Origin of the sequence: Polaromonas sp. (assembly GCF_016185115.1) — a bacterium.
Lineage (GTDB): Bacteria > Pseudomonadota > Gammaproteobacteria > Burkholderiales > Burkholderiaceae_C > Polaromonas.
Window position 1 is genome coordinate 291,161 of record NZ_JACPOF010000021.1, and the last position, 22,523, is coordinate 313,683.

Annotated in this window: 21 protein-coding genes and 1 riboswitch; of the genes, 13 read left to right on the forward strand and 8 right to left on the reverse strand. The window is 61.5% G+C overall.

Going from position 1 to position 22,523, the window contains the following annotated elements; genetic code table 11:
- Positions 1–88 precede the first annotated feature (88 nt).
- Positions 89–1,396, reverse strand: a complete 1,308-nt coding sequence (clsB, locus tag HYX42_RS16735) for a cardiolipin synthase ClsB (protein WP_293405071.1) — start codon at positions 1,394–1,396, stop codon at positions 89–91.
- Positions 1,397–1,416: 20 nt separating this feature from the next.
- Positions 1,417–2,166 (reverse strand): endonuclease/exonuclease/phosphatase family protein, encoded by a 750-nt coding sequence (locus tag HYX42_RS16740; protein ID WP_293405454.1) that lies wholly within the window; start codon positions 2,164–2,166, stop codon positions 1,417–1,419.
- Positions 2,167–2,677: 511 nt separating this feature from the next.
- On the opposite strand from HYX42_RS16740, the gene HYX42_RS16745 reads away from it, so the two are divergent.
- From HYX42_RS16745 to HYX42_RS16755, 3 genes are all read left to right on the forward strand, one after another.
- On the forward strand, positions 2,678–3,199 hold the full coding sequence (locus HYX42_RS16745; RefSeq protein WP_293405073.1) for a hypothetical protein: 522 nt from the start codon (positions 2,678–2,680) through the stop codon (positions 3,197–3,199).
- Between the two features lie 193 nt (positions 3,200–3,392).
- Positions 3,393–3,788: a hypothetical protein gene (locus tag HYX42_RS16750; RefSeq protein WP_293405075.1), complete on the forward strand. Its 396-nt coding sequence runs from the start codon at positions 3,393–3,395 to the stop codon at positions 3,786–3,788.
- Positions 3,789–4,028: 240 nt separating this feature from the next.
- Positions 4,029–4,397 carry a glutaredoxin gene (locus HYX42_RS16755; protein WP_293405076.1) on the forward strand — a complete coding sequence of 123 codons (369 nt, stop codon included), beginning with the start codon at positions 4,029–4,031 and terminating at the stop codon, positions 4,395–4,397.
- A 79-nt stretch (positions 4,398–4,476) separates the two neighbouring features.
- Here HYX42_RS16755 and HYX42_RS16760 read toward each other — a convergent pair whose 3' ends face one another.
- Positions 4,477–5,037 (reverse strand): Spy/CpxP family protein refolding chaperone, encoded by a 561-nt coding sequence (locus HYX42_RS16760; protein WP_293405078.1) that lies wholly within the window; start codon positions 5,035–5,037, stop codon positions 4,477–4,479.
- Positions 5,038–5,323: 286 nt separating this feature from the next.
- Positions 5,324–5,435, forward strand: a riboswitch (TPP riboswitch).
- A gap of 91 nt (positions 5,436–5,526) precedes the next feature.
- Between HYX42_RS16760 and thiC the strand changes: the two genes are divergently transcribed.
- From thiC to thiE, 5 genes are read left to right on the forward strand one after another with little or no spacing between them, the layout of a single operon-like run.
- On the forward strand, positions 5,527–7,443 hold the full coding sequence (gene thiC / locus HYX42_RS16765) for a phosphomethylpyrimidine synthase ThiC (RefSeq protein ID WP_293405080.1): 1,917 nt from the start codon (positions 5,527–5,529) through the stop codon (positions 7,441–7,443).
- 19 nt (positions 7,444–7,462) lie between these two features.
- Positions 7,463–8,551, forward strand: coding sequence for a glycine oxidase ThiO (gene thiO, locus HYX42_RS16770; RefSeq protein WP_293405082.1), 1,089 nt, complete (start codon positions 7,463–7,465; stop codon positions 8,549–8,551).
- Positions 8,538–8,747 (forward strand): sulfur carrier protein ThiS, encoded by a 210-nt coding sequence (gene thiS / locus HYX42_RS16775; RefSeq protein WP_293405084.1) that lies wholly within the window; start codon positions 8,538–8,540, stop codon positions 8,745–8,747. The genes thiO and thiS overlap by 14 nt, the downstream gene beginning before the upstream one ends.
- A 2-nt stretch (positions 8,748–8,749) precedes the next feature.
- A complete protein-coding gene (locus tag HYX42_RS16780; protein WP_293405087.1) occupies positions 8,750–9,559 on the forward strand; it encodes a thiazole synthase in 810 nt (269 codons plus the stop codon).
- Entirely contained in the window at positions 9,556–10,191 is a 636-nt protein-coding gene (gene thiE / locus HYX42_RS16785) for a thiamine phosphate synthase (protein ID WP_293405089.1), read from the forward strand. Before HYX42_RS16780 ends, thiE begins: the two co-directional genes overlap by 4 nt.
- 16 nt (positions 10,192–10,207) lie before the next feature.
- On the opposite strand, the gene HYX42_RS16790 is transcribed toward thiE, so the two are convergent.
- Genes HYX42_RS16790 through HYX42_RS16800 form a run of 3 tightly spaced genes read right to left on the reverse strand, consistent with a single transcriptional unit; the run spans position 10,208 to position 15,920 of the window.
- Positions 10,208–13,312 carry a CusA/CzcA family heavy metal efflux RND transporter gene (locus HYX42_RS16790; RefSeq protein ID WP_293405091.1) on the reverse strand — a complete coding sequence of 1,035 codons (3,105 nt, stop codon included), beginning with the start codon at positions 13,310–13,312 and terminating at the stop codon, positions 10,208–10,210.
- The gene (locus HYX42_RS16795) at positions 13,309–14,559 is read right to left on the reverse strand and encodes an efflux RND transporter periplasmic adaptor subunit (RefSeq protein WP_293405093.1); all 1,251 of its coding nucleotides are present in this window, start codon (positions 14,557–14,559) and stop codon (positions 13,309–13,311) included. Before HYX42_RS16795 ends, HYX42_RS16790 begins: the two co-directional genes overlap by 4 nt.
- Before the next feature lie 44 nt (positions 14,560–14,603).
- Positions 14,604–15,920, reverse strand: a complete 1,317-nt coding sequence (locus HYX42_RS16800; protein ID WP_293405095.1) for a TolC family protein — start codon at positions 15,918–15,920, stop codon at positions 14,604–14,606.
- Between the two features lie 117 nt (positions 15,921–16,037).
- On the opposite strand from HYX42_RS16800, the gene HYX42_RS16805 reads away from it, so the two are divergent.
- From HYX42_RS16805 to HYX42_RS16820, 4 genes are all read left to right on the forward strand, one after another.
- On the forward strand, positions 16,038–16,730 hold the full coding sequence (locus HYX42_RS16805; RefSeq protein ID WP_293405097.1) for a response regulator transcription factor: 693 nt from the start codon (positions 16,038–16,040) through the stop codon (positions 16,728–16,730).
- A complete protein-coding gene (locus tag HYX42_RS16810) occupies positions 16,727–18,151 on the forward strand; it encodes a sensor histidine kinase (protein ID WP_293405099.1) in 1,425 nt (474 codons plus the stop codon). The genes HYX42_RS16805 and HYX42_RS16810 overlap by 4 nt, the downstream gene beginning before the upstream one ends.
- A 98-nt stretch (positions 18,152–18,249) precedes the next feature.
- Positions 18,250–19,599, forward strand: coding sequence for a carbohydrate porin (locus tag HYX42_RS16815; RefSeq protein ID WP_293405101.1), 1,350 nt, complete (start codon positions 18,250–18,252; stop codon positions 19,597–19,599).
- 78 nt (positions 19,600–19,677) lie between these two features.
- Positions 19,678–20,292: a hemerythrin domain-containing protein gene (locus HYX42_RS16820; protein ID WP_293405103.1), complete on the forward strand. Its 615-nt coding sequence runs from the start codon at positions 19,678–19,680 to the stop codon at positions 20,290–20,292.
- Here the strand turns inward: HYX42_RS16820 and HYX42_RS16825 are convergent.
- Entirely contained in the window at positions 20,274–21,377 is a 1,104-nt protein-coding gene (locus HYX42_RS16825) for an alkene reductase (protein WP_293405105.1), read from the reverse strand. The two genes, HYX42_RS16820 and HYX42_RS16825, sit on opposite strands and share 19 nt — an antisense overlap.
- Positions 21,378–21,433: 56 nt before the next feature.
- Here HYX42_RS16825 and HYX42_RS16830 point away from each other — a divergent pair, with 56 nt between their 5' ends.
- The gene (locus HYX42_RS16830; RefSeq protein ID WP_293405107.1) at positions 21,434–21,646 is read left to right on the forward strand and encodes a hypothetical protein; all 213 of its coding nucleotides are present in this window, start codon (positions 21,434–21,436) and stop codon (positions 21,644–21,646) included.
- 194 nt (positions 21,647–21,840) lie between these two features.
- Here the strand turns inward: HYX42_RS16830 and gstA are convergent, their stop codons facing one another.
- Positions 21,841–22,446 carry a glutathione transferase GstA gene (gene gstA / locus HYX42_RS16835; RefSeq protein ID WP_293405109.1) on the reverse strand — a complete coding sequence of 202 codons (606 nt, stop codon included), beginning with the start codon at positions 22,444–22,446 and terminating at the stop codon, positions 21,841–21,843.
- Positions 22,447–22,523: the final 77 nt, after the last annotated feature.

Consider the following 22,523-nt stretch of genomic DNA (forward strand, 5'->3'; position numbering starts at 1 on the left):
CACGAATGCCGGGATGCCGTCCCAACACGCAGGTCTGGCAGGGCAGGCAGGTCAGGCACGATAGCTGGCGCGGTGTCAGCAGACTGCTTCACACGGGGTCGGCGTTGGCCACGTTGTCCGCGCCTGCATGTTTGAGCCGGTTCGCCTCAGCACCATGATTGCCGGGCGACATCGCGGGAATGATGCGGGGCGCATGGGTAGGCAACCAGCCCGCCCACGACGGATAGCGGCGCAGCAGGTGAAAAATAAAAAAATTACGCAGCGAAAACCACCAGCGGGACGTTTCAAGTCTGTCGGCCGTGACCTGCTTGCAGCTGTTCTGTATGAGGTGGTCAAGGCGTGAGGTCAGGTGCTGGTTGAACGCCCTGTCCCGGATGATGACGTTCGCTTCAAGATTCAGGGACAGGCTCAGGGGGTCGAGATTGCTGGAGCCGACGGTAGACCACTCGCCATCGGATACCGCCACCTTGCCATGCAGGGGTCTCTCGCAATATTCGTAGATGCGCACACCGGCCTTGATCAGATGGTGGTAGAGCATGCTGGCCGCCGTCTTGACGATGGGCATGTCTGGTTCACCCTGCAATATGAGGCGCACATCAACACCACGGCGCGCGGCCCGTCGCATTTCCCTGATCAGTCTGTAGCCGGGGAAAAAATAGGCGTTGGCAATCACCACGCGCTCACGCGCAGCGCGAATGGCGATGCGGTAGTGGCGCTCGATGTCGTTGGTGTGCTTGCGGTTGTCGCGTGTCACAAAAAGGGCGCCTGCCCCGCCGGCACTGTCGTTCGTCACAGACATGGCCAACCTGTCACCCGGGCTGCGTTGCGAATGGCCGGGAAAGCGGTCATGCCACGGCCCAGACGTGCTGGAGCCCTGTGCGTTGCGCTGACCGGCAGCAAGCGCACGGTGCACAAAGTCATGAATGGCGGTGACGACAGGGCCTTCAATCTCGACTGCATAGTCCTGCTTGCCCTGCGGCCCGAAATCGGCAAGGTGATCGGCTGAATAGTTGATGCCGCCGACAAAAGCACGCTTGCCGTCGACCACCACTATCTTGCGGTGCATGCGGCGCAGGACGTTGGTGCGCCAGCCCAGAATCGGTGTGCCGGGGTCAAAGACATGGACCCGCACGCCAGCCTGCGTCAGGATGGAGATGAAGTCGTGCGAAAGATCCGGTGACCCGAAGCCGTCGACGGTGACATCTACCTGGACGCCCCTTTCAGCCGCTTTCAGCAGGGCGCCGTGAAGCTCCTTGCCGACCTTGTCCTCAAACAGGATGAAAGTCTCCAGGACGACTTCACGCTCGGCTGCGGCGATGCATTCAAAAACACGCGGGAAAAATTCCTCGCCATTTTCAAGCAGTGCGAATTTGTTACCTTCAATCCACTTACTCACTGCGTCCTCCGAATGAATCTCTAGATTTCTATTTCTGCCGCAAGCGGTGCATGGTCGGACAGGTGCGACCATGGCTTGTTTGGCAGAACCACAGGCGCATGGCCAATGGCGTTGCGCACGTAAATACGATCCAGCCGCAGCAGCGGGAGCCGCGCTGGAAAGGTTCTTGCCGGATGACCGTTGGCCTGTACAAACACTTCGTGGAGGCCCGCACCTTCTGCCAGCTGCCTGCCGGCACGGTGCCGCCAGTCGTTGAAGTCACCGGCCACGATGAGGGGAGACGCAGCGGGGACGGTGTCCTCCACCAGCTTGCAGAGCTTTTGCATTTGTTGCATACGGTGGGACTCTGTCAGGCTCAGGTGCACGCAAATGGCGTGGACGTTCAGGGAGCGACCGGGGATCTGCAGTTCACAGTGCAACAGGCCCCGGCGCTCCGGTCCGCTGATGGACACATCGTGATTCTCAAACCGGACGATGGGGAATTTGGACATGATGGCGTTGCCGTGGTCGCCATGTGTGTAAACAGCGTTGCGGCCATAGGCAAATTGCGGCCAGATGCTGTCAGCCAGGAATTCGTAGTGGGGCGTATCGGGATAGTTGTCAAACCTGTCCTGATGGGTGGTGTGACTGCCCGTCACCTCCTGCAGGAAAACCACGTCTGCGCCCACGGTGCGCACGGCCTCCCGCAACTCGGGAAGGATGAACTTCCGGTTGAAGAATGTAAATCCCTTGTGAATATTGACGGTCAGAACCTTCAGCGAAAAGGTCATGGCTGCCGTTGCCAGTGCCTCCTGCGCCTGGACAACGACATCCGCATCAGCTTCGGATGACCGAACGGCAGGTATTTCTTCACTAACGGAAATGGCAGAAGCGGGAATGGACATATGAATTTAAGGACCGCACGCAGATGTACAGGCCAGGCAACGATGAAACCACCATTAAAACAAACAGATGAAGTTATTGTTGTGTAACGGCCATGCGCTGCATGTAGGACCGCAAGCTAATTCCTTGTATGAGACGGTTTGTGAGAGTGTGCATGCATCCGGCCGCAGTCCATCCAAACCCTGCGGAAGCTCAGGCTTTTGGACGTTTGCGGGGCGTACTGTCCTACGCGCACGAGCGGGTAGCGCCGATAAGTCGCCACAATACTTGCCGCCTAAATTTGAGTCAACCAAACCAGTCGGTGTGGCTTCTGATGAAGTGCCTGGTTCAGGCACGGTTCAGATTGTTGGTACCGGGATCTGCTTCGCCAGGTCCCCCAAGTCTCTAAAGGAGTCAAAAGTGAACAAGTTCTCCATGCGATCCATCCCCGCTGCAATCGCACTCACAGCAGCAATGGCACTCTCCGCACACGCGCAGGTCGGTCTCGGCGTAGGGGCCGGGGTGGGTGTGGGCGTCAATGCTGGCACTGGTGTATCCACGTCTGGCGCAGGCCTGGACGCAGGTGTGCGTACCGGCGTGAACGCAAATATTGGCAGCGACGTACGCTCCAGTGCAGGCAACTCCGCCACCAATGGTTCTGCTGAAGCGGGGCTGAATGCAGGCACGAATGCCAATGTAAATACCGGCGCTGCTACCAGCGGCGCAGCCCGTGCAGGTGCCCGCACTTCTGCGGCAGTGCAGGGCAGCACGGATACCGCCGTCAAAACCACACGCCGTGCTGCACGTCGTGCAGTGAATACTGGCGGTGATGTTGCAGCACGCGCTGGCGGCACCGTTCGCGGCAGCATTCCATCTTCAGCCGGCGTGTCGGCAGGTGCGTCAGCTGGCATGCAGGGCAACCTGTCTGGTCAGGCCAATTAAAAAAGCCGTCTCGACGACATGACTCTGGGGCTCACTGCGTGGCAGTGAGTCATGCAGAACATGAACCGTGTTGCCGAGGGGGCTGCAAGCGAGCAGCATTGATTTGGGGAGCCATGGTCACTCTAAAGGAGCCCTTGCAATAGTCTCCAGCCAACGTGCAGCTTGCATACATCTTCAATCCAAAGGAAATCGAATGAACAAATCAACAATGTCAGTCCTTCTTGCAGCCATGATGGCTGTATCCGGTTTTGCCGCAGCACAGACGTCGGATAGCAAATCCGGCACGCAAGGTGGTGCAGGCCCTACCGGCGCAAGCGGAATGAGTGACGGCGGCACCTCCGTGAAGTCACGTGCCGAAGTCAAGGCTGAAATCGTTCCACAAAAGTCCGGCATCGGTGGCGGCTCGGGCACCAGCCGTGCCAACAACCCCAATACCGAGAAAACCACCGAAGGCGGCGCCATGCAGGCTCCAAAAATGACTGCTGCAGAACGCAAGGCCAAGCGTGCTGAAGCGCGAGCCGCACGCCAGGCACGTCTGTCTGGCAACGCAGGTAATACCCCGCAAAAAGAAGGCAAATCGAGCAATTGAAGCTTGATTTTCTGGTGATGGGCCAGAGGTCTGTTATCAGTTAGTGCTGCAGCTCCAGGCCTCGCCATCTATTGGCGGGGCTTTTTTCGTTCGGGCTTCCTGTAGCAATAAAACCGTGCATGTTCTCCAATTCAAACTGCCTTGAGGCAGTTCCCTACTTCGGACGCGAACGCTTTAGCTTGCGGTCTGCATCCAGCCTGGCGCGCGTTATGCTGCGCTTTTACCAGCACGGGGAGTTTCATGTCACGCGCATTACTCGACGAAACGCAAATTCATCCGGCGATACGAAACAGGTTGTCCAGCTGGCATCAGTCCATCGTTAGAGAAGTGCAGGCTGCTGTGTCAGCCAATGATGTGGTGGTGGTTGGCATGGGCATCAACCCATTCGTGAAGAAGGCACGCAAGGCGCTGGACCAGGCCGGCATCGCCTTCAACTACCTTGAGTACGGCAATTACTTCAGCCTGTGGCGCGAACGCACGGCGCTGAAGATGTGGACGGGCTGGCCCACACTGCCCATGGTTTTCGTCCGGGGCACATTGATTGGCGGCGCCACCGACCTCGAAAAACTCATCGCCAGTGGCGAACTCAAAACCCTGCTCGGCAAATAAAAACCCGCACCGCCTGGCATGGGCAGGTCCGGTGCGGGGCGCTGTCGGGTAAGACTCCCCCGACTTGCTGAAAGGATGGTCAGCCCTTTTGTGGGCCGGCGCCGCGGTGACCGCCATGACCACCGTGGTGACCGCCGCGCCCATGACGCTTGTGCTCGGCATCAAACACCTTTTGCTGATCAGGCGTCAGTGCCGCGTAGAAGGTTTTGGTAGCTTCACTGCGCTTGTCCATCGCTGCGTTCATCTCGCCCATGCGCTGGGTGCGAATTTCCTTCATCCTGTCGATGCGCTGGGGCGTCGTCAGTTTGTCAAACTCGGCGCGCTGAGCAGGGGTGAGGCGCGCACCGTGGGCGGGCGGCTGCATGGCCGCTGTGTAAGCCGACCATGCGCCTTCCTGGGCCGGGGTGATCTTCAGCTTGGCTTTCATCTCTGCCTGGCGCCTGGCAATAAAAGCCTGCATTTTTGCGGGGTCGTGGCGGCCCATGCGCTCACCGGGAGGGCCGGATGGCTTGCCCGCGGCAGCAGGCCCTGCAGGCGGCGCAGCGGGGGCGCCCTGCGCCATGGCGCTGGCCCCAACAGTTGCCAGCAGGCCGGCGAGTACAAAGCTGTTCAGGGCAGAAGATTTGATAGCGAATTTCATGGAGAGCTTCCTTTCGAGAAGATGCCTGATATCCGGAATTGGCTTCAGGTTGAGATGTAGTCTGGAAGCCCCGTGTATCGCAGCCATTGCGCCGCCGTGATGGTTTGTAAAGTTTGATGTAAGACTGGTTTCAGTGAGTTTGGCAGATCCGGGGTGAATCCAGCCAGGTGGCGCCGCGGAACTGGCTCCGCCAGGCCGCAGGCGCCGTCCCCTGCAAGGGGAGAACAGGCTACACGCAGTGAGCCTGGACAGGGGTGCGCCAAACCTCCACAGGGGTTTACAATAAACTAGCTTGTCGGGGTGCCCAGGATGTTTCATCAAGGGCTGAGATCGCAAATGCGAGACCCGCCGAACCTGATCGGGATTATCCCCGCGTAGGGAACAACGCAATTGGCTCCGGCATTCCGTCCGCCCTTTCCAACAGGGCCTTGATGGCAGATCCCGGCTCCCCGGCAGGCACCCCACCTCTGGAAACAGGAGCAAAAAGCCATGGCCAAAACCCGTCTTACCGTCGATACCGATGACCTCACAGGTCGCATCACACGCACGCCTTTCCCGGGCTCCGCGAAGATATACATCCAGGGCTCCCGGCCCGACATTCGCGTGCCTTTCCGTGAGGTCACGCTGACGGACACGCTGGTCGCTGAGGGCAATGAAACCCGGCGTGAACCCAACCCGCCGCTTCGCCTGTTTGACTCTTCCGGTGTTTACACAGACCCGTCGGCCACGATAGACATCACCCGCGGCCTGCCGCCCCTGCGCGGCGCGTGGATCAACGAACGTCAGGACACTGAAGCCCTGCCCGGTATCAGCAGCGCTTATGGGCGCGAGCGGCTGAACGATCCGGCGCTGGCTGCCCTGCGCATGAAGCATGCGCCGGTGCCGCGCCGGGCCAAGGCTGGCGCCAATGTCTCGCAAATGCATTACGCCCGCAAAGGCATCATCACGCCGGAGATGGAGTACATCGCCATCCGCGAGAACCTGGTGCGCGCGCAGCTGGCGGAACGCCTGGCAACCGAGCGCATGCCCAAGCGTGGACATTCATTCGGCGCGTCCATTCCCCAGGAAATCACGGCCGAATTCGTGCGTGACGAAGTCGCTCGCGGCCGTGCTGTCATCCCGAACAACATCAACCACCCCGAGAGCGAGCCGATGATCATCGGCCGCAACTTTCTCATCAAGGTCAATGCCAACATTGGCAATTCGGCCGTCACGTCGAGCATTGAAGAAGAAGTCGACAAGCTGGTCTGGTCGATTCGTTGGGGCGCAGATACGGTGATGGATTTGTCCACTGGCGAGAACATCCATGAAACCCGCGAGTGGATTTTGCGCAACTCACCAGTGCCCATCGGCACGGTGCCGATTTACCAGGCTCTTGAAAAAGTCAACGGCAAGGCCGAAGACCTGACATGGGAAATCTTCCGCGACACGCTGATCGAGCAGGCTGAGCAGGGCGTGGACTACTTCACCATTCATGCTGGCGTGCGCCTGGCCTATGTGCCGCTGACGGCCAACCGCCTGACCGGCATTGTCTCGCGCGGCGGTTCCATCATGGCCAAGTGGTGTCTCTCACACCACAAGGAAAGCTTTCTGTACGAACGCTTTGACGAGATCTGCGAAATCATGAAGGCCTACGACGTTTGCTTCTCGCTCGGTGACGGCCTGCGCCCAGGCTCCATTGCCGACGCCAACGACGAAGCGCAGTTTGCAGAACTGCACACGCTCGGCGAGCTGACACAGATCGCGTGGAAACACGATGTGCAGGTCATGATCGAAGGTCCGGGCCATGTGCCTTTGCAACTCGTGAAAGAAAACGTCGAGAAGCAGCTGGAGGCCTGTTTTGAAGCGCCTTTCTACACGCTGGGCCCTCTGATCACCGACATCTCTCCGGGCTACGACCACATTTCGTCAGCCATGGGCGCAGCCAACATCGGCTGGTATGGCACGGCCATGCTTTGTTACGTGACGCCCAAGGAACACCTCGGCCTGCCGAACCGCGATGATGTCAAGCAGGGCCTGATTGCCTACAAGATTGCTGCGCATGCGGGTGACCTGGCCAAAGGCTACCCGGGCGCGCAGATGTGGGACAACGCCGTCAGCAAGGCACGTTTCGAGTTCCGTTGGGAAGACCAGTTCCGCCTGGCGATTGACCCCGACACGGCAATGGCGTATCACGATGAAACCCTGCCGAAAGAGAATGCCAAGGTGGCGCATTTCTGCTCCATGTGTGGCCCGAAGTTCTGTTCAATGAAAATATCGCAGGAGGTGCGCGAATTTGCGCGGCTCAATCCTGAAACAACCACACTCGCATCAACGCCTGGTGTGATTGCCATCAAGCAGGTGGATACCGGCTTTGAAGAAAAGGCCAAAGAGTTCCGCGAAGGCGGCAGCGAGATTTATTCCTGAAAGTGATCGCGCAACAAACATGAGCAAACTTCACGTCGGTATTGCAGGTGCAGGTCTCGCCGGCCGCACACTGGCCTGGCGGCTCTTGCGCGCCGGATGCCGCGTGAGCCTGTTTGATACCCGCCACCGCGGCGACATCAACACCGCCTCCATGACAGCCGCGGCCATGCTCTCGCCGCTGGCTGAACTGGCGGTTGCCGACGATGAAGTATTTGCCATGGGCAACCGTTCGCTTGAACTGTGGCCAGAGTGGATTGCCGATATGGCGGCACAAGGGCACGAGGTTTACTTCCGCAGGGAGGGCACTCTTGTTGTCGCCCATACGCAGGACCAGAGTTCCCTGGAGCATTTCACACGGTTGCTGCAACACAAGCTGCCTGAGGCATCGCGGTCACAGCTTCATTCGCTGGATGCAACGGCCCTTGGCCAGATGGAGCCGGCACTGGCCGGGCGCTTTGGCGGCGGGCTGTTCCTGGACGGCGAAGGCCAGCTTGCCAATGACCAGTGGATGGCCGCGCTCGCGATTGAAATAGACCGTCTCGGCGGCGAGTGGCATGAGGGGCAAGGCGTGGAGCGGGTCAAAGCCAGGCGCATCGTCTGCGCCGACGCATCACACGATGTTGATGTGGCCGTGGATGCCCGCGGTGTGGGCAGCAAGACCCAGTGGCCGCAACTGCGAGGCGTGCGCGGCGAGGTGCTGACGGTGGAATGCAGCGGCGTGACATTGCAAAGGCCGGTGCGCCTCATGCATCCGCGTTACCAGCTTTATGTGGCGCCTCGCCCCAACCAGCAGTTTGTGGTCGGTGCCACCGAGCTTGAGTCAGAAGATGATGGCCCCGTGACCCTGCGCTCCGCCCTGGAGCTTGGCAGCGCGCTTTACAGCCTGCACCCCGCTTTCGGGGAAGCGCGTGTATTGCGGCTGGCTGCCGCACTGCGCCCCGCGCTTGATGACCACAGGCCCGCCATTGCCCTGCGCTGCGGTGTCTGGCATATCAACGGCCTGTACCGGCACGGTTACCTCTGTGCGCCCGCACTGGTCGATGACCTTGCGAACAAGCTGCTGAATGAAACCGTATTGAACGAAAATGTCGCCCATGACGATGCTTGATATTTCCCTCAATGGTGAGCGCGTGGCGACTGAGGCCCCGACGCTGCACGCATTGCTGCAGGCGCGTGGCTATGACTTCACGACCGCTTTTGCCTGCGCCATCAACAATGCTTTTGTGCCACGCCCGCAGTGGCCGGAACGTGCATTGCAAAATGGTGACCGGATCGATATCGTCACCCCAATAACAGGAGGCTAGGCATGTCTAACCCTCCCATCGCGCATGGCAAGCCCTGGACGGTTGCGGGCACCACGCTGAACAGCCGCTTCTTTCTCGGCACCTCGCATTACCCATCGCCACAAATCCTCAGCGATGCAGTGGCAGCCTCTGGCACTGAAGTCCTCACCGTCGGCCTGCGTCGTCTGCAACCCGAAAGTGGCGGTGGCAACAGTTTCTGGCAACGCATACAGGCGCTCAAGTGCCACATTCTGCCCAACACCGCAGGCTGCCACAGCGCTGAAGAGGCGATCACGCTGGCGCAAATGGCACGCGAGATTTTCGGCACCACCTGGATCAAGCTTGAGGTCATAGGTGACGACTACACGTTGCAACCAGACCCGCAGGCCACGTTGCAGGCGGCTACGGTGCTGGCGAAAGAGGGCTTTGCCGTCTTCGCCTACACCACCGATGACCTGGTCATTGCCCAGCGCCTGCGCGATGCAGGTTGTGCAGCCGTCATGCCCTGGGCGGCACCCATAGGCACAGGCCGTGGCCCCTTGAACCCCTACGCACTTGAAACCATGCGCCGCCGCCTGCCCGATGCCGTATTGGTGGTTGATGCCGGCCTGGGCCGGCCCTCGCATGCCGCGCAGGTGATGGAGATGGGCTTTGATGCAGTGCTGCTCAACACCGCCGTGGCACAGGCCGGCGATCCGGTGCGCATGGCACGCGCGTTTGCCGATGGCATTGCAGCAGGCCGGGCGTCATATGAATCAACCCCGATGCCGGAACGTGCTGCGGCGCAGGCTTCCACACCGACAGTCGGCGTCCCCTTCTGGCACGCACCATGAACGACAAGGCATTTCCCGCGCTGACAGGACCGATTGGCTTTTACCCTGTCGTGCCCACTGCCGAATGGGTTGAGCGCCTGCTTGGCTGGGGCGTGCGCACGATCCAGCTGCGCATCAAGGCAGCAGACCACACACCGGAGGAGATTGCCCGCGAAGTCAGGGCCGCGATTGAAGCCGGTCGCAGGGTATCTGGCGCGCAGGTCTTCATCAATGATCACTGGCAGCTCGCGCTTGCGGGTGGCGCTTATGGCGTTCACCTGGGCCAGGAAGACCTGGACATTGCCGACATCGAAGCCCTGCGCAAGGCAGGTGTCAGGCTGGGACTGAGCACGCACACGCCGCAAGAACTGGCTCGCGCGCACGCGGTACAACCGTCCTATCTGGCCATAGGTCCCATCTACCCCACCACGCTCAAGGTGATGCCCTATGAGCCTGTGGGCCTGGAGCGTCTCAAACTGTGGGTGGCGGACGCTGCGCCGTATCCGGTGGTTGCCATAGGCGGCATCTCGCTGGAGCGCATGCCCGGCGTGATGGCCTGCGGCGTGGACGGCGTAGCTGTAGTCAGCGCCGTCACGCTGTCCCTTAACCCACAGCAGGCGGCGCTTGAAGGCATGAAAATAGCCCGCGCCTGAACGCGAGCCCTTACCTTCAAACGAAGTCTTCTTCACCCGCCAGTTCACGCACGCGTGCCGGCATTTTTGCCCGGCCAAACCACGAGACGTAAAGTGCAGGCAATACCACCAGTGTGAGCAGGGTGGCGGTGATCAGCCCGCCAATCACGACGATAGCCAGCGGCCTTTGTGTCTCCGAGCCGATGTCATGCGACAGCGCCATGGGCAGCAAACCCAGCGCGGCCAGCATGGCCGTCATGAGCACGGTGCGCAGGCGCTGCATGGAGCCCAGTTTGACGGCATCAAGCGCACTGTGACCTGCGTTCTGCAGTTGCTGGAAGACCGACAGCATCACCACGCCGTTGAGCACCGCCTGCCCTGACAGCGCAATAAAACCAATGGCCGCAGACACCGACAGCGGGATTGAAAAAATCCAGAGCGCCACAAAACCACCTATGAGCGCCAGGGGCACGTTGATGAGAATCAGGGCCGCCATCTTGAAAGACTTGAAGGCGTCGAACAGCAATACAAAAATCAGCAGCAGCGAGATTGGCACCACCACCGTCAGGCGCTGCATTGCGCGTTCCTGGTTTTCAAACTCGCCTGACCAGCCGACGGTGTAGCCTGGCGGGAGCTTGACGTTCTGGGACACACGCGCCTGCATGTCCTTGACGATGGAGCCCATGTCCCTGTCCTTGATGAAGATGCCGATGGCCGCAGTGCGCCGTCCGGCCTCGCGTGCGATGTTCATGGCGCCGCTGGTCTCGCGTATCGTGGCCACGCTGCCAAGTTGTGCGTAACCACCATCAGGCGTGGGAATCAGGGTCTGCGGCAGGCTTGAAATGACACGCCGGTTCTCAGGCAGGCGCACAGCCACCGCAAACTTGCGCTCACCCTCCCAGATCTGGGTGGCGGCCTTGCCGGCCAACGCCGCCTCAATCACATCCTGGATATCCTGCACGTTCAGGCCCAGGCGCGCTGCCCGGTCACGGTCAATGTCAATCACCAGTTGCGGCAGGTCACCGGCCCGGTCGATCTCCGCGCGGTAAACACCCCGCACCTGCTTGATCTCGCGCTCAATCATCTCGGTCAGGCGCTTGATTTCGACAAGATCGTCGCCCGAAACCTTGATCACAATCTGGCCGTCAATCTGCGAGATGGACTCCAGCACGTTGTCGCGGATCGGCTGCGAGAAAGCGGGCTCCATGCCGGGCAGCGCAGACACAGCCTTGTCCATCTGGTCAATGAGTTGTGCCTTGGTCAATCCCTTGCGCCACTGTTCCTCTGGTTTGAGGTCCACGAAGACCTCGGCCATGCTGATGGTTTTGGGGTCGGTGCCGTCTTCAGGCTGGCCTGCCTTGGACACGGTGGTTCGCACCTCGGGAACGGCCATCAACGCCTTGCGGACATTTCGCAGCACGCGCGTAGCCTCTTCGTTTGACACGCTGGAGGGCAAGCGCAAATTGACCCAGATCGTGCCCTCGTTAAGCTCGGGCAAAAACTCCGATCCGAGGCGTGATGCCGCCACCATGGCCAGTGCAAACACACCCAGTGCGATGATCACGACAGTACGGCGGCGATCCAGCGCCCAGTTGAGAACAGGTTCATAAAAACGCTTGCTTGCGGCAACCACACGGTTGTCGCCGTGCGGTATCTTTTTGCGCAGCATCCAGTAGGCCAGCAGGGGTACCAGCGTGAGCGAGAAAATCAGCGAGCCCACAAGTGCCGTCGTAACGCTGAGCGCCATCGGCTGGAAGATCCGGCCTTCGTGGCGTTGCAGCGCAAAAATGGGGATGTGCGCGGCAATGATGATGAGCATGGAGAACAGTGTCGGCCTGCCAACTTCATTGGCCGCCTCGATGATGACATTGCGCCTGTCTGAATCCTTCATGCCTTCTTTTTCTTCAGACAGCCGGTGCATGATGTTTTCGATCACGATCACCGCGCCGTCCACGATGATGCCGAAGTCCATGGCGCCCAGGCTCAGCAGGTTGGCCGGCACGCCCATGATCTTCAGGCCCAGGAAGGTCGACAGCAAGGCCAGCGGAATGATGACCACCACGGCCAGGCTGGCGCGCACGTTGGACAGGAAAAGATAAAGCACCATTGCCACCAGCAAGGCACCTTCGACCAGGTTTTTGAACACGGTGGTCAGCGTCTTGCCCATCAGCCACGTGCGGTCGTAATAGGGCACGATCTGCACGCCCTTGGGCAGGCCACGGTCGTTCAGCTCGGCGATTTTTTCTTTTACCCCCTTGAGGACCACGCTGGGGTTCTCGCCCTTGCGCATGATGACAATGCCGGTGACCACGTCGTCATCCTGGTCCTGGCCCACGGTGCCCAGGCGTGCCACTGCGCCAATCTTCACCTGCGCAATGTCGCGTATCAATATGGGCGTGCCGCCCTTTGCAGAAACAACGATGCGGCCGATGTCATCTGGCGATGTCAGCAGGCCAATGCCGCGTATGGCGTATTGCTGCGCGCCCTGCGCGACATAGCTGCCGCCAGCGTTGGCGTTGCCGCGCCCCAGCGCGTCCAGCAGATTCTGGAAGGTGAGCTTGTAGGCCCGAAGTTTGTCGAGATCGGGCTGGACCTCATACTGCTTTATAAAGCCGCCCATGGCCACAACATCGGCCACACCCGGGACCTGGCGCAAGGCTCGCTCAACGACCCAGTCTTCCAGCGTGCGAAGTTCCGTGGTGGTCTTTCCGTCCCCGCGGACGCGGTAACGCATGATCTCGCCCACCGGCGTGGCATTCGGGGCAATGTTGGCTTCAACGCCGGCAGGCAGGTCAACGCCGCGCAGTCTTTCGCTGACCTGCGCACGCACCTGCAGCACATCGGCCTTGTCGTCGTAAGTCACGACGGTGAATGACAAACCGAACTGTGTGTGCGAGAACACGCGTATGGAATTGGGCAGGCCTGACAGCGCCACCTCGATGGGCAGGGTGACCTGTTTTTCAACTTCTTCGGCCGCACGGCCGGGGTAAAGCGCGATCACGGTGACCTGCGTGTCGGTCACATCGGGAAAGGCCTCGACAGAAAGATTCTTGAAGGCGATCACGCCTGCCATCACAAACAGCAGCGTGCCCAGCACGATGAACAAGGGCTGGTGCAGCGCGTAGTGAATAAGCTTTTTCATGGCTTGGCCTGTGCGCCTGAGGGCATCGGGGTCGTCGCCGGTTTGCTGGCTGACTCAAGGGCATTGGCTGCCTTTTTGTCGCCGCCCGTGGCAGTGCGCGCATCTTCCTGCGCTGTACGGAACTCGCGCGCCAGCAGCAGCATGTTTTCGCTCACCACGTGTTCGCCGGCCTCCAGGCCGCGCGACACCACGGTTTCACGCGGGCCCTGGTAATTGACAGAAATCTCCCGGGTTTCAAATACACCCGGCTGCACCTGCACAAGCACCGTGTGTTTGGCACCCAGTAGCGACACGGCCTGCGAAGGAATCACCACGCCGGGGCCGATGATGCGTTCGATACGCGCCGTTGCAAGCATCTCGGATTTCAGCAGGCGTTCCGGGTTGGCCACCACACCACGGACCTTGATGGTGCGTGTGGACGGGTCGATAAAGTCGGATGCTGCAGCGACGCGGCCTTCAAACTTCTGGCCTGGCAGCGTGGGAATGATCAGCTCGAAAGTCGAGCCCGGCTTGAGCGTACCGATCTCCGACTCGCGCGCATCAATCTGCACCCACAGCGATGTCGGATCAGTCACCACAAAAAGCGCAGGCACACCCGGGCCGGACTGGTCGGGCCTTACTTCCTGGCCGGGGTTGAGATTGCGTTCGACCACCATGCCATTGATGCCAGAGACCAGTGCCAGTTGCTGGTTGACGTTGCCGCCGCCGCCATACAGGCGGGTACGCGCTTCGGCACGCTGGATCTCGGCCTGCGAGCGTGCTGCGTCGGCTTCGGCCACATCCAGGTCCTTGCGCGCAATGATGCCGGCCTCAAACAGTTCGCGCTGTCGCTGTACCGTTTTTTTCGTCAGTTGCGCATCGGCCATCGCCTTGGCGGTATCGGCCTGTGCAATGCCGTAATCGGGTGACGAAAGTTGCGCCAGCAGCGTGCCGGGCTTGACCGCCTGGCCCACGTCGGCCTTGATGGCCATTACGCGTCCTGCAAACGCAGGGTAGATGCGTTGCGTGCGCTCTTCATTCCAGACCAGTTTTGCAGGCAGTTCCACCACGATGGCCTTGCCCGGCGCAGCTGTCGCAATCCCCAGCAGCGCCAGCTGCGGATGCCCAGGCGCAAAGCGCAACTGGCTGCCCTGCAATATGGGCGCAGGTGGTTCAGGCGCAGGCGACGGGGCCTCATTGCAGCCTGCGAGTAAAAGCATGGCCAGCAGTGCGCAGGCGGACAGGGAGTGGGGAAGGGTACGGTTCACGATGGTTTCCAGAAAGGGATGGCGTGGTATCTCGGGGCTGCGCGTCAGGGCTGACGTAACAACCAGGCCTGTGCAGCCTTCGCATGCTCGGTGCGGGCAGCCAGGTCCTCAATCAGGATGGTGCGCAGCGTGCGGCGGGCGTCAATCAGCTCGGTGAGCGACATCGCGCCCTTGCTGTAGGCCAGTTCTGCCATCTCCGCGACCTTGCGCGCGCGCGGAAGAATGGTGGTTTCATAGCTCAAGGCACGTGCGCCTGCGCCCTGCCTGTCCTGCTGCAGGCGCTGCAGTTCATTGCCCGCATTGCGGCGTGTCCTGTCGAGGATGTCCTGCGCCTGGTCCAGCTGGGCCTGCGCCCTGGCGATCTCGCCCTGGAAGTTGTAGCCACCGAGGAGGCCGTAAAGCGGCATCTGCAGCCGGAGCTCCAGCTGCCTGGTGGAGGTGCCCGGAAAGTGGTCAAACGATGCGCCCACGGTCACGTCAGCCTTCTTCTGTGCAGAGGCCACGTCCAGAGCTGCGCGGGCAGCCTCCACACGTTGCAGCGCTGCACGCACGTCGGGGCGGCTTTCCACTGACGGATAAATGATGCCGGCATCCGCAGCGTCGGCCCTGACAACTGCAGGCCAGTCGGGCTGGACGACCAGCATGCCGGCGCCCGTGAAGCCCGTCAGTTGCGCAAGCGCCAGCGCCGCACGCTGACGGTCCAGCCACGCAGACATTAAATCGGTGCTTGCGCGCTGGGCCTCAATCTCGATGCGTGCTGCGTCCTGGGCCGCCAGGTCACCGGCCTGCACACGGCGGTTGGCGGTGTTGGCCAGCTGTGTGGCGCTGCGCGATATCTCGCCCACCTGGCCGATGCGTTCCTGTGCGGCCAGCAGGTCAAAGTAGGCAAAGGCTGTGGCCTGCTGCTGCTGCACCAGCATGTCTTCAATGTCTGCCTGCGCCGCTGCCGCGTTGCTTTGCGCCGCCTGGGTACGCAGTTCGCGCTTGTTGCCACGCTCCCAGGTCCAGTCCATCCCCAGTGACTTGTCGATGCGCTTGTCGCGAAACAGGTTGCCGCCGCCTATGCCACGCTGCAGGTCCATCTGCGAGGCCTTTGTTGTCAACACCGGTGCGGGTGCGTGATCGGCTGCGGCCACATCGCCCTGGGCCGCAGCCAGCGCACGCCGGGCCAGCGACACATCGAGGTTGTTGCGTGCGGCCTGCAGGGCCTGCGCCAGGGTCATGGGGGTGCCCGCCACCGATGGCGAAGGCGCAGCCAGCGGCATGGCCGCGCCCTGCGCGCCTCCCTGTCCCGTGACCTGGGAATGGGCCGGCAATACCGCCGCCAGGCTTGCTGCAAGAAGGAATTGTCGTATGCTCATACAGGCGTTTATCGCCTGCAGGGGCTGACCTGCAACTGACCTCACAGCTTGGTATTTCTACGTAGAACCGCAGACGCAAGCGACGTGGAAGCACCGGCACCCGGAGATAACCACCTCATGCGAATCCTTCTGGTTGAAGACGATGCCGTGCTCTGCAACGTGATGTTGCGCAGCCTGGTTGATGCCGGCCACCGCGTCGACGTAGCCACCACCATGGACGAGGCACGCCACTGGTGGCGCGTGCAGGCCTACGACTCGGTGCTGCTGGACCTCAACCTGCCGGTCTCGCACCAGGAGCGCAGCGGCATGGGCAACGGCCTGACGGTGCTGCGCGAAGCCCGCGCACGCGGTGACCGCACCCCCGTGCTGGTGCTCACCGCTCGCGACCGCACCGAAGAGCGCATCGCCGGACTTGATGCCGGCGCGGACGACTACCTCGGCAAACCGTTTGACCTGGCCGAGGTTGAAGCACGCCTGCGCGCGCTGGTGCGGCGTGTGCACGGTACCGACGACCGGGTCGAACAGGGCCTGCTCGCGCTGGACCGCAAGGCGCGGCGGTTTTTTCTGGAGGGCCAGTCATGGGACCTGCCCGCACGCGAGTTTGAAGTGTTGTGGGAACTCATGACGCCGCCAGGCCGGGTCGTCAGCAAGCGCGTGCTGTCTGAAAAACTCTCGGAGACCGACGGCGCGCTGGGTGACAACGCCCTTGAGGCCTTTATCTCGCGTTTGCGAAAGAAGCTGGCGGGCAGTGGCGTCAGCATACGTACATTGCGCGGTCTGGGTTACGTGCTTGAGGAAGATGCCTCGTGAGTGAGCCGACGGGGGCTGAAAAGTCATCCCAAAAGCGCAGGGCAAAGCCGTCATTGAGAAGCCGGCTGACGCGGCACGTCGTGTTGCCGCTGGTGCTGATGTGGGCACTGGGCACCACCGTCGCACTGTCGGTCGCCAACTATTTCGCCGGCCAGGCCTTTGACCGTTCCATGCTCGACGATGCCTATGCCGTCGCCGCGAATGTGCGCGCCAGCGTTGACGGCCCGTCGCTCAACCTGTCGCCCCGCGAACTGGGCGCGCTGCTCTTCGACCAGAGCGAGTCCAATTATTTTGCAGTGCTCAAGCCTGACGGTGAACTGGTCGCGGGCCATGCCGGCCTGCGGCCGCCGGTGCTGGCGGCAGACGCCAATTACGGTTTTTCAGACATACAGTTTCAGGGCCGTGCGTTGCGGGTGGTCAGCCTGCGCCGCACTGATCCGGTCGATTTCACGGTCGTGATGGGCCAGACATCGGCCAGCCGCAGCAGCCTGTTGCACCGCATGCTGGCCTATGCCGTGGTGCCGCAGGTATTGCTGCTGCTGCTGCTGGGCTGGTGGCTGCTGCGCGTGATACAGCGCGACCTCAGGCCGCTGGCAGAGCTGCAGCGCGCGGTAGACCGCCGTGACGCACGCGACCTCACGCCCGTGCCGCCTTCCGCCACCACCTTTGCCAGCACCCGCGATGTCGAGCGCCTGGGCCTGGCTGTCAATTCCATGCTCGCCCGGCTTGATGAAAGCATCAGCGCCCAGCGCGAATTTGCCGGCAATGTGGCGCACGAGCTGCGTACGCCGCTGGCCGGCATTCGCGCGCAGGCCGGCTACGCACTGGCCCATGCCGACCCGCAGGTCTGGCGCGAGCAACTGCAGGGCATCATCCACGGCGAGGCCAGGGCCAGCCACATGGTCGAGCAGTTGCTGGCCCTTGCACTGGCGGACGAAGCGCGTGCCGGCCTGCGGCTTGAGCCTGTCGCGCTCAACGAGCTCGCGCGCAGCGTATTGCTGCGCTACATGCCCAAGGCCGATGCTGCGGGTGTTGACCTGGGCGGCGAAGGCCTGGACGAAGCCGTGGTGGTGCAGGCAGATGCAGCCTTGCTCGAAGGCATTCTCGGCAACCTGCTCGACAACGCCCTGCGTTATGGCAAGGCCGCCCAACCCCGCGTGACCGTCACCGTGTCACGCGAGGGCGGCGATGCCGTGCTCTCCGTGATCGACAACGGCCCGGGCATCAGCGAGCACGACGCCGGCCAGTTGCGCAACCGCTGGACGCTGGGCCCTGCAGGCCGACGCCTGGGCGAGGGCGCCGGGCTGGGGCTGGCGATTGTGAGCCGTTACGCCGAGTTGCTGGACGCCCGCTTCAGCCTCGATTCCGTTGAGGGCGAGCCGGGGCTCAAGGCGAGTGTGCGGTTTGAAGTCCGGAGTTGAAAGCACCTTTGCCGGCATGACTTTGTCCTGACATCAAGCACTCGTAAACTCCACGGCGTTGGACCCCGAAAATCGGGGTCTTTGTCGCCCGGTTTGCCATGAAGCACTTTTCCCGTTCTCTGCGATTCCGCGTTGCAATCCTGCCCCTGCTGTTGCCACTCGCAGCAGCGGCGCAGGCAGATTCAGCGCCTGCGCCCGCTTTCGGTTTTCATGCGCAGGCCACTTATATCTGGCAACGCAAACCCTCCTTCAGTGCGGCGTACACCGGGCCGAAATCGATCAGACCAGCTGCCGAAAAATCCTATTCATTCACCACCACAGCCGACTTCGGCGCGCGGCTCTGGAACGGCGCGCAACTGCACTTCAACCCGGAAGGCTCGCAGGGGGTGCCACTGTCAAACCTCGGCGGATCGGGCGGCCTGAGCAATGGCGAACTGCAGCGCGGCAGTTCGACCAGCCTCAGGAAATACATTGGCCGTCTGTTTGTGCAGCAACGTTTTGATGTTGGTAGCGAGACTGAGAAGGTAGAGGCCGACTTCAATGAGCTGGGCGGCAACTACGGCACAAAACGCTGGACCATCACCGCAGGCTCGTTCTCGCTGCTGGACTACTTTGACAACAACCCCTACGCAAAAGACCCGCGCGAGCAATTCATGAATTGGGCTTTCATGACGCATGGCGCGTGGGACTACCCGGCCGATGCACGCGGCTACACCACCGGCGCCGTCATTGAGTACCGCACGCCGGCCTGGTCCATACGCGTGGGCCGCGCCATGCAGCCGAAGGAAAGCAACGGCCTGCCGCTGGATCGCAATCTTGCGCGCCAGTACGGTGACCAGATCGAGCTTGATGGCAACCTGCCCGTGACGCTGCCAGCCGGGGCTATGCGCGGCCGCCTGCTGATGTTTCGCAACCGCATCATTGCGGGCAGCTTCAATGATGCGCTGGCACCTGGTGGCGTGCCTGACCTGTCACTGGTACGTCGCAGCCAGACCAAAACCGGCTGGGGTGCGACGCTTGAAGCGCCATTGGGTGATGACGCCGGCCTTTTTGTTCGCGCCAGCAGCAACAGCGGCAATCTTGAAACCTATGCCTTCACCGAAATCGACCGGCAGCTTTCAGCGGGCGGCCAGTTCACCGGCAGCGCATGGGGTCGCCCGCAGGACCGCGTGGGTGTGGCCTATGCCGTCAATGGTTTGTCTTCCGGCCACCGCAACTATCTCGCAGCGGGCGGCCAGGGCGCCTTTCTTGGCGACGGCAGGCTGAACTACGGCAGCGAGCGCATTTTTGAAACGTACTACCGCTGGACCTTGCCCGAATGGGCCATGCGCGCAGGCAGGCTGCAAACAGCCTTGAGCCTGGGCCTGCAGCACATCACCAACCCGGGCTACAACCGCGACCGGGGGCCTGTGCAGGTATTCAGCGTGCGGCTGCACACGGAGTTCTAGGCCGGATTCTTGATTTGCGTCAAGGCGCGCAGGGCCGCAGCGTGGGATGCTGCAGCATCTACTTTGCCGGAGTCCGCCATGTCCCACACCACCCTGACCATCATCCGTGATGAGCATGCCTCCCTGTCAGCGATGCTCAGGTCCATGCTAATGATGGTGACCCGTGGGCCCGGTGATGAGCACGACACGTTTTTCGACGTGTTGCGCGCCATGCTGTTTTACATCGACGAGTTTCCCGAAAAGCAGCATCACCCGAAAGAGTCGGACCTGCTGTTTCCGAAAGTTGTACGCGTGGCGCCAGAAACCATGGCGACGGTCGAGCGGCTTGAGCGTGAGCACATGAACGGGGAAATCGCCGTCCGCAACCTGCAGCACCTGTTGCTGGCCTGGGAGCTTCTGGGCGATGGGCGCCGGCCGGCATTCGAAGAGGCGGCGCGCCAGTACGTCACCTTCTACCTTGAACACATGCGGCTGGAAGAAGCGGTCATCCTGCCCGCAGCCGACAAGGGGCTGGGCGCTGAAGACTGGCTTGAACTCGATGCCGCCTTCGACACCAACCGCGACCCGCTCAAGCCCGGCGGCGTGCAGGACCCCTGTTATGACAGGCTGTTCGCGCGCATCGTGTTGAATGCCCCTGCACCCATAGGGCTGGGGCCTTCAAGCCAGGAGAGGCGTCACGCCAGCGTCGGGTAGTCGGTGTAGCCTTTCGCGCCGCCGCCGTAGAAGGTGCTCTTGTCTGGCGCATTGAGTTCTGCACCTGCTTTCAGGCGGGCGGGCAGGTCGGGGTTGGCCAGGAAGGGAACGCCGAAGGCCACCAGGTCGGCGCCGTCCGCCACGGCTTTTTCAGCCAGTGCCTTGTTGTAGCCGTTGTTGACCATCCACGCGCCCTTGCCTCCCGCAGTGCGGTAAGCCTGCTTGAGCGCTGCATAGTCAAACGGACGGTCTGCGATTTCGCGCGGGCCGCCCGTCATGCCTTCAATGATGTGGATGTAGGCCAGATTGAGCGTGGCCAGGTGTTTGACCACGTATTCAAACAGCGGCTGCGGATCAGCGTCGTGCGCATCGTTGGACGGCGTGACCGGCGACAGGCGTATGCCGGTGCGGCCGCCGCCAATCGCGTCGGTCACGGCGCGCGTCACTTCAAGCAGCAGGCGGGCGCGGTTTTTGATGCTGCCGCCATAGTCGTCGGTGCGCTTGTTGGAGTCGCTGCGCAAAAACTGGTCCAGCAGGTAGCCGTTGGCGCCGTGAATTTCAACGCCGTCAAAACCGGCGGTTTCGACCGCATTGCGCGCAGCGGCCTGGTAGGTGTGCACGATGCCGGGCAGCTCTTCAAGGTCGAGCGCGCGGGGCGCAGAAGTATCGACAAACACGGCCTTGCCGTCCCTGATCAGCACGGTTTTGGTTTTGGCCGTGATGGCCGATGGCGCGACCGGCTTGCCACCGTTCGGCTGCAGCTCGTTGTGCGAGACACGCCCCACATGCCAGAGTTGCACCACGATCTTGCCGCCAGCCTCGTGCACGGCTTGGGTGACTTTTTTCCAGCTGTCGAGTTGCTCGGTGCCGTACAGGCCAGGCACATCGGCATAACCCTGGCCCTGGTGGCTGATGGCGGTGGCCTCGGTGATCAGCAGCCCCGCGCTGGCGCGCTGCGCGTAATAGGTCTGGGCGATGTCAGGCGGAATGGCGTTGGGCGAGCGGTTGCGCGTGAGCGGCGCCATGACGATGCGGTTGGCAAGCTCGAGGTCGCCGGCTTTGGTGGGTTCAAACAGAGTGGTCATGAAAGGGGTCCGTAAATCGGGGAAGTCATGCAGTTTGACCCAAACAGGATTCACATGTGCAAGACAGGCTGCTGGATTTGTGTCAGCAGGCAAAGCCGGGCTGTCATTACGGACCTGATCCGCAATCCATGACCCCGACTCTTGCCGGATATGTCGGTTTTGCCTCAATTTGCTATCAATTCAATAGCTGTTTGCGCGCATATTTATTGGCCCGCAGCCGTTTTTATGCCTCAAAAAAGCCGTTTTTTGACCTGTTTGAGGCCTCCTGAGCAGGTCAAGCCGCCGCCAGAAGAAATTTTTAACGTGTACGTTAAATTTTTGCCGTAGAAGTTAAAAAATGCTTTCCAGCAGTCATTGCGGACTCGATCCGCAATCCATGCTCCCGAGTTTTCAGCCGGGCGCGAAAGGCATGGATCCCGGGTCAGGCCCGGGATGACAAGCCAGGAAGCGCCGGCTGCAGTGCTTACTTCAGCAAACCTTCATGTTTGAGCGCAGCCTGTACCGCCGGACGCGCCATCATGCGTTCGCGGAAGGCGGTGATGTTGGCAAACCCTGTGATGTCCACACCCACGCGCGGCGCCCAGCCGGTCACGGTGAAAAGGTAGGGGTCGGCCACCGTGAAGTCGCCCATCAGGTACTGCTTGCCGGCCAGCTCGCCGTCTACCCACTTCAGGCGCGACATCAGCTTGTCGGCCGTGACCTTCTTGAACTCTTCAGGCGTGGCCGGGTTGAACAGCGGGCCAAAACCCTTGTGCAGTTCGGTGCCAATGAAGTTGAGCCACGACTGCAGCTGCGCGCGGGCAATCGTGCCGTTGGGCGGGGCCAGCTTTTTCTCGGGCACCTGGTCGGCCACATACTGCACGATGGCCGGGCCTTCGCGCAGGCGGGTGCCGTCGTCCAGCTCCAGCAGGGGCACATAACCCAGCGGGTTGATGGTGTAGTAGTCGGTGCCGTCATCGAGCTTGTGGGTCTTGGTCGGGGCAGCGAGGTGTTCAAACTTCAGACCGGACTCGTGCAGCGTGATGTGCGGGGAGAGTGAACAGGCGCCGGGGGAGTAATACAGCTTCATGGTTTGTCCTTGATAGTTATGGGTGGCACAGGCCGCCGGATGAAAAAGGCGGCCGGCCCCCAATGCTAGCCGCTGGC

Excerpts from the sequence above, each read along its gene's own strand:
- HYX42_RS16740 (WP_293405454.1), bottom strand. The coding sequence starts at position 2,166 with ATGACCTTTTCGCTGAAGGTTCTGACCGTCAATATTCACAAGGGATTT.
- HYX42_RS16750 (WP_293405075.1), top strand. The coding sequence starts at position 3,393 with ATGAACAAATCAACAATGTCAGTCCTTCTTGCAGCCATGATGGCTGTA.
- HYX42_RS16755 (WP_293405076.1), top strand. The coding sequence starts at position 4,029 with ATGTCACGCGCATTACTCGACGAAACGCAAATTCATCCGGCGATACGA.
- HYX42_RS16760 (WP_293405078.1), bottom strand. The coding sequence starts at position 5,037 with ATGAAATTCGCTATCAAATCTTCTGCCCTGAACAGCTTTGTACTCGCC.
- thiC (WP_293405080.1), top strand. The coding sequence starts at position 5,527 with ATGGCCAAAACCCGTCTTACCGTCGATACCGATGACCTCACAGGTCGC.
- thiO (WP_293405082.1), top strand. The coding sequence starts at position 7,463 with ATGAGCAAACTTCACGTCGGTATTGCAGGTGCAGGTCTCGCCGGCCGC.
- thiS (WP_293405084.1), top strand. The coding sequence starts at position 8,538 with ATGACGATGCTTGATATTTCCCTCAATGGTGAGCGCGTGGCGACTGAG.
- HYX42_RS16780 (WP_293405087.1), top strand. The coding sequence starts at position 8,750 with ATGTCTAACCCTCCCATCGCGCATGGCAAGCCCTGGACGGTTGCGGGC.
- thiE (WP_293405089.1), top strand. The coding sequence starts at position 9,556 with ATGAACGACAAGGCATTTCCCGCGCTGACAGGACCGATTGGCTTTTAC.
- HYX42_RS16790 (WP_293405091.1), bottom strand. The coding sequence starts at position 13,312 with ATGAAAAAGCTTATTCACTACGCGCTGCACCAGCCCTTGTTCATCGTG.
- HYX42_RS16800 (WP_293405095.1), bottom strand. The coding sequence starts at position 15,920 with ATGAGCATACGACAATTCCTTCTTGCAGCAAGCCTGGCGGCGGTATTG.
- HYX42_RS16805 (WP_293405097.1), top strand. The coding sequence starts at position 16,038 with ATGCGAATCCTTCTGGTTGAAGACGATGCCGTGCTCTGCAACGTGATG.
- HYX42_RS16815 (WP_293405101.1), top strand. The coding sequence starts at position 18,250 with ATGAAGCACTTTTCCCGTTCTCTGCGATTCCGCGTTGCAATCCTGCCC.
- HYX42_RS16820 (WP_293405103.1), top strand. The coding sequence starts at position 19,678 with ATGTCCCACACCACCCTGACCATCATCCGTGATGAGCATGCCTCCCTG.
- HYX42_RS16825 (WP_293405105.1), bottom strand. The coding sequence starts at position 21,377 with ATGACCACTCTGTTTGAACCCACCAAAGCCGGCGACCTCGAGCTTGCC.
- gstA (WP_293405109.1), bottom strand. The coding sequence starts at position 22,446 with ATGAAGCTGTATTACTCCCCCGGCGCCTGTTCACTCTCCCCGCACATC.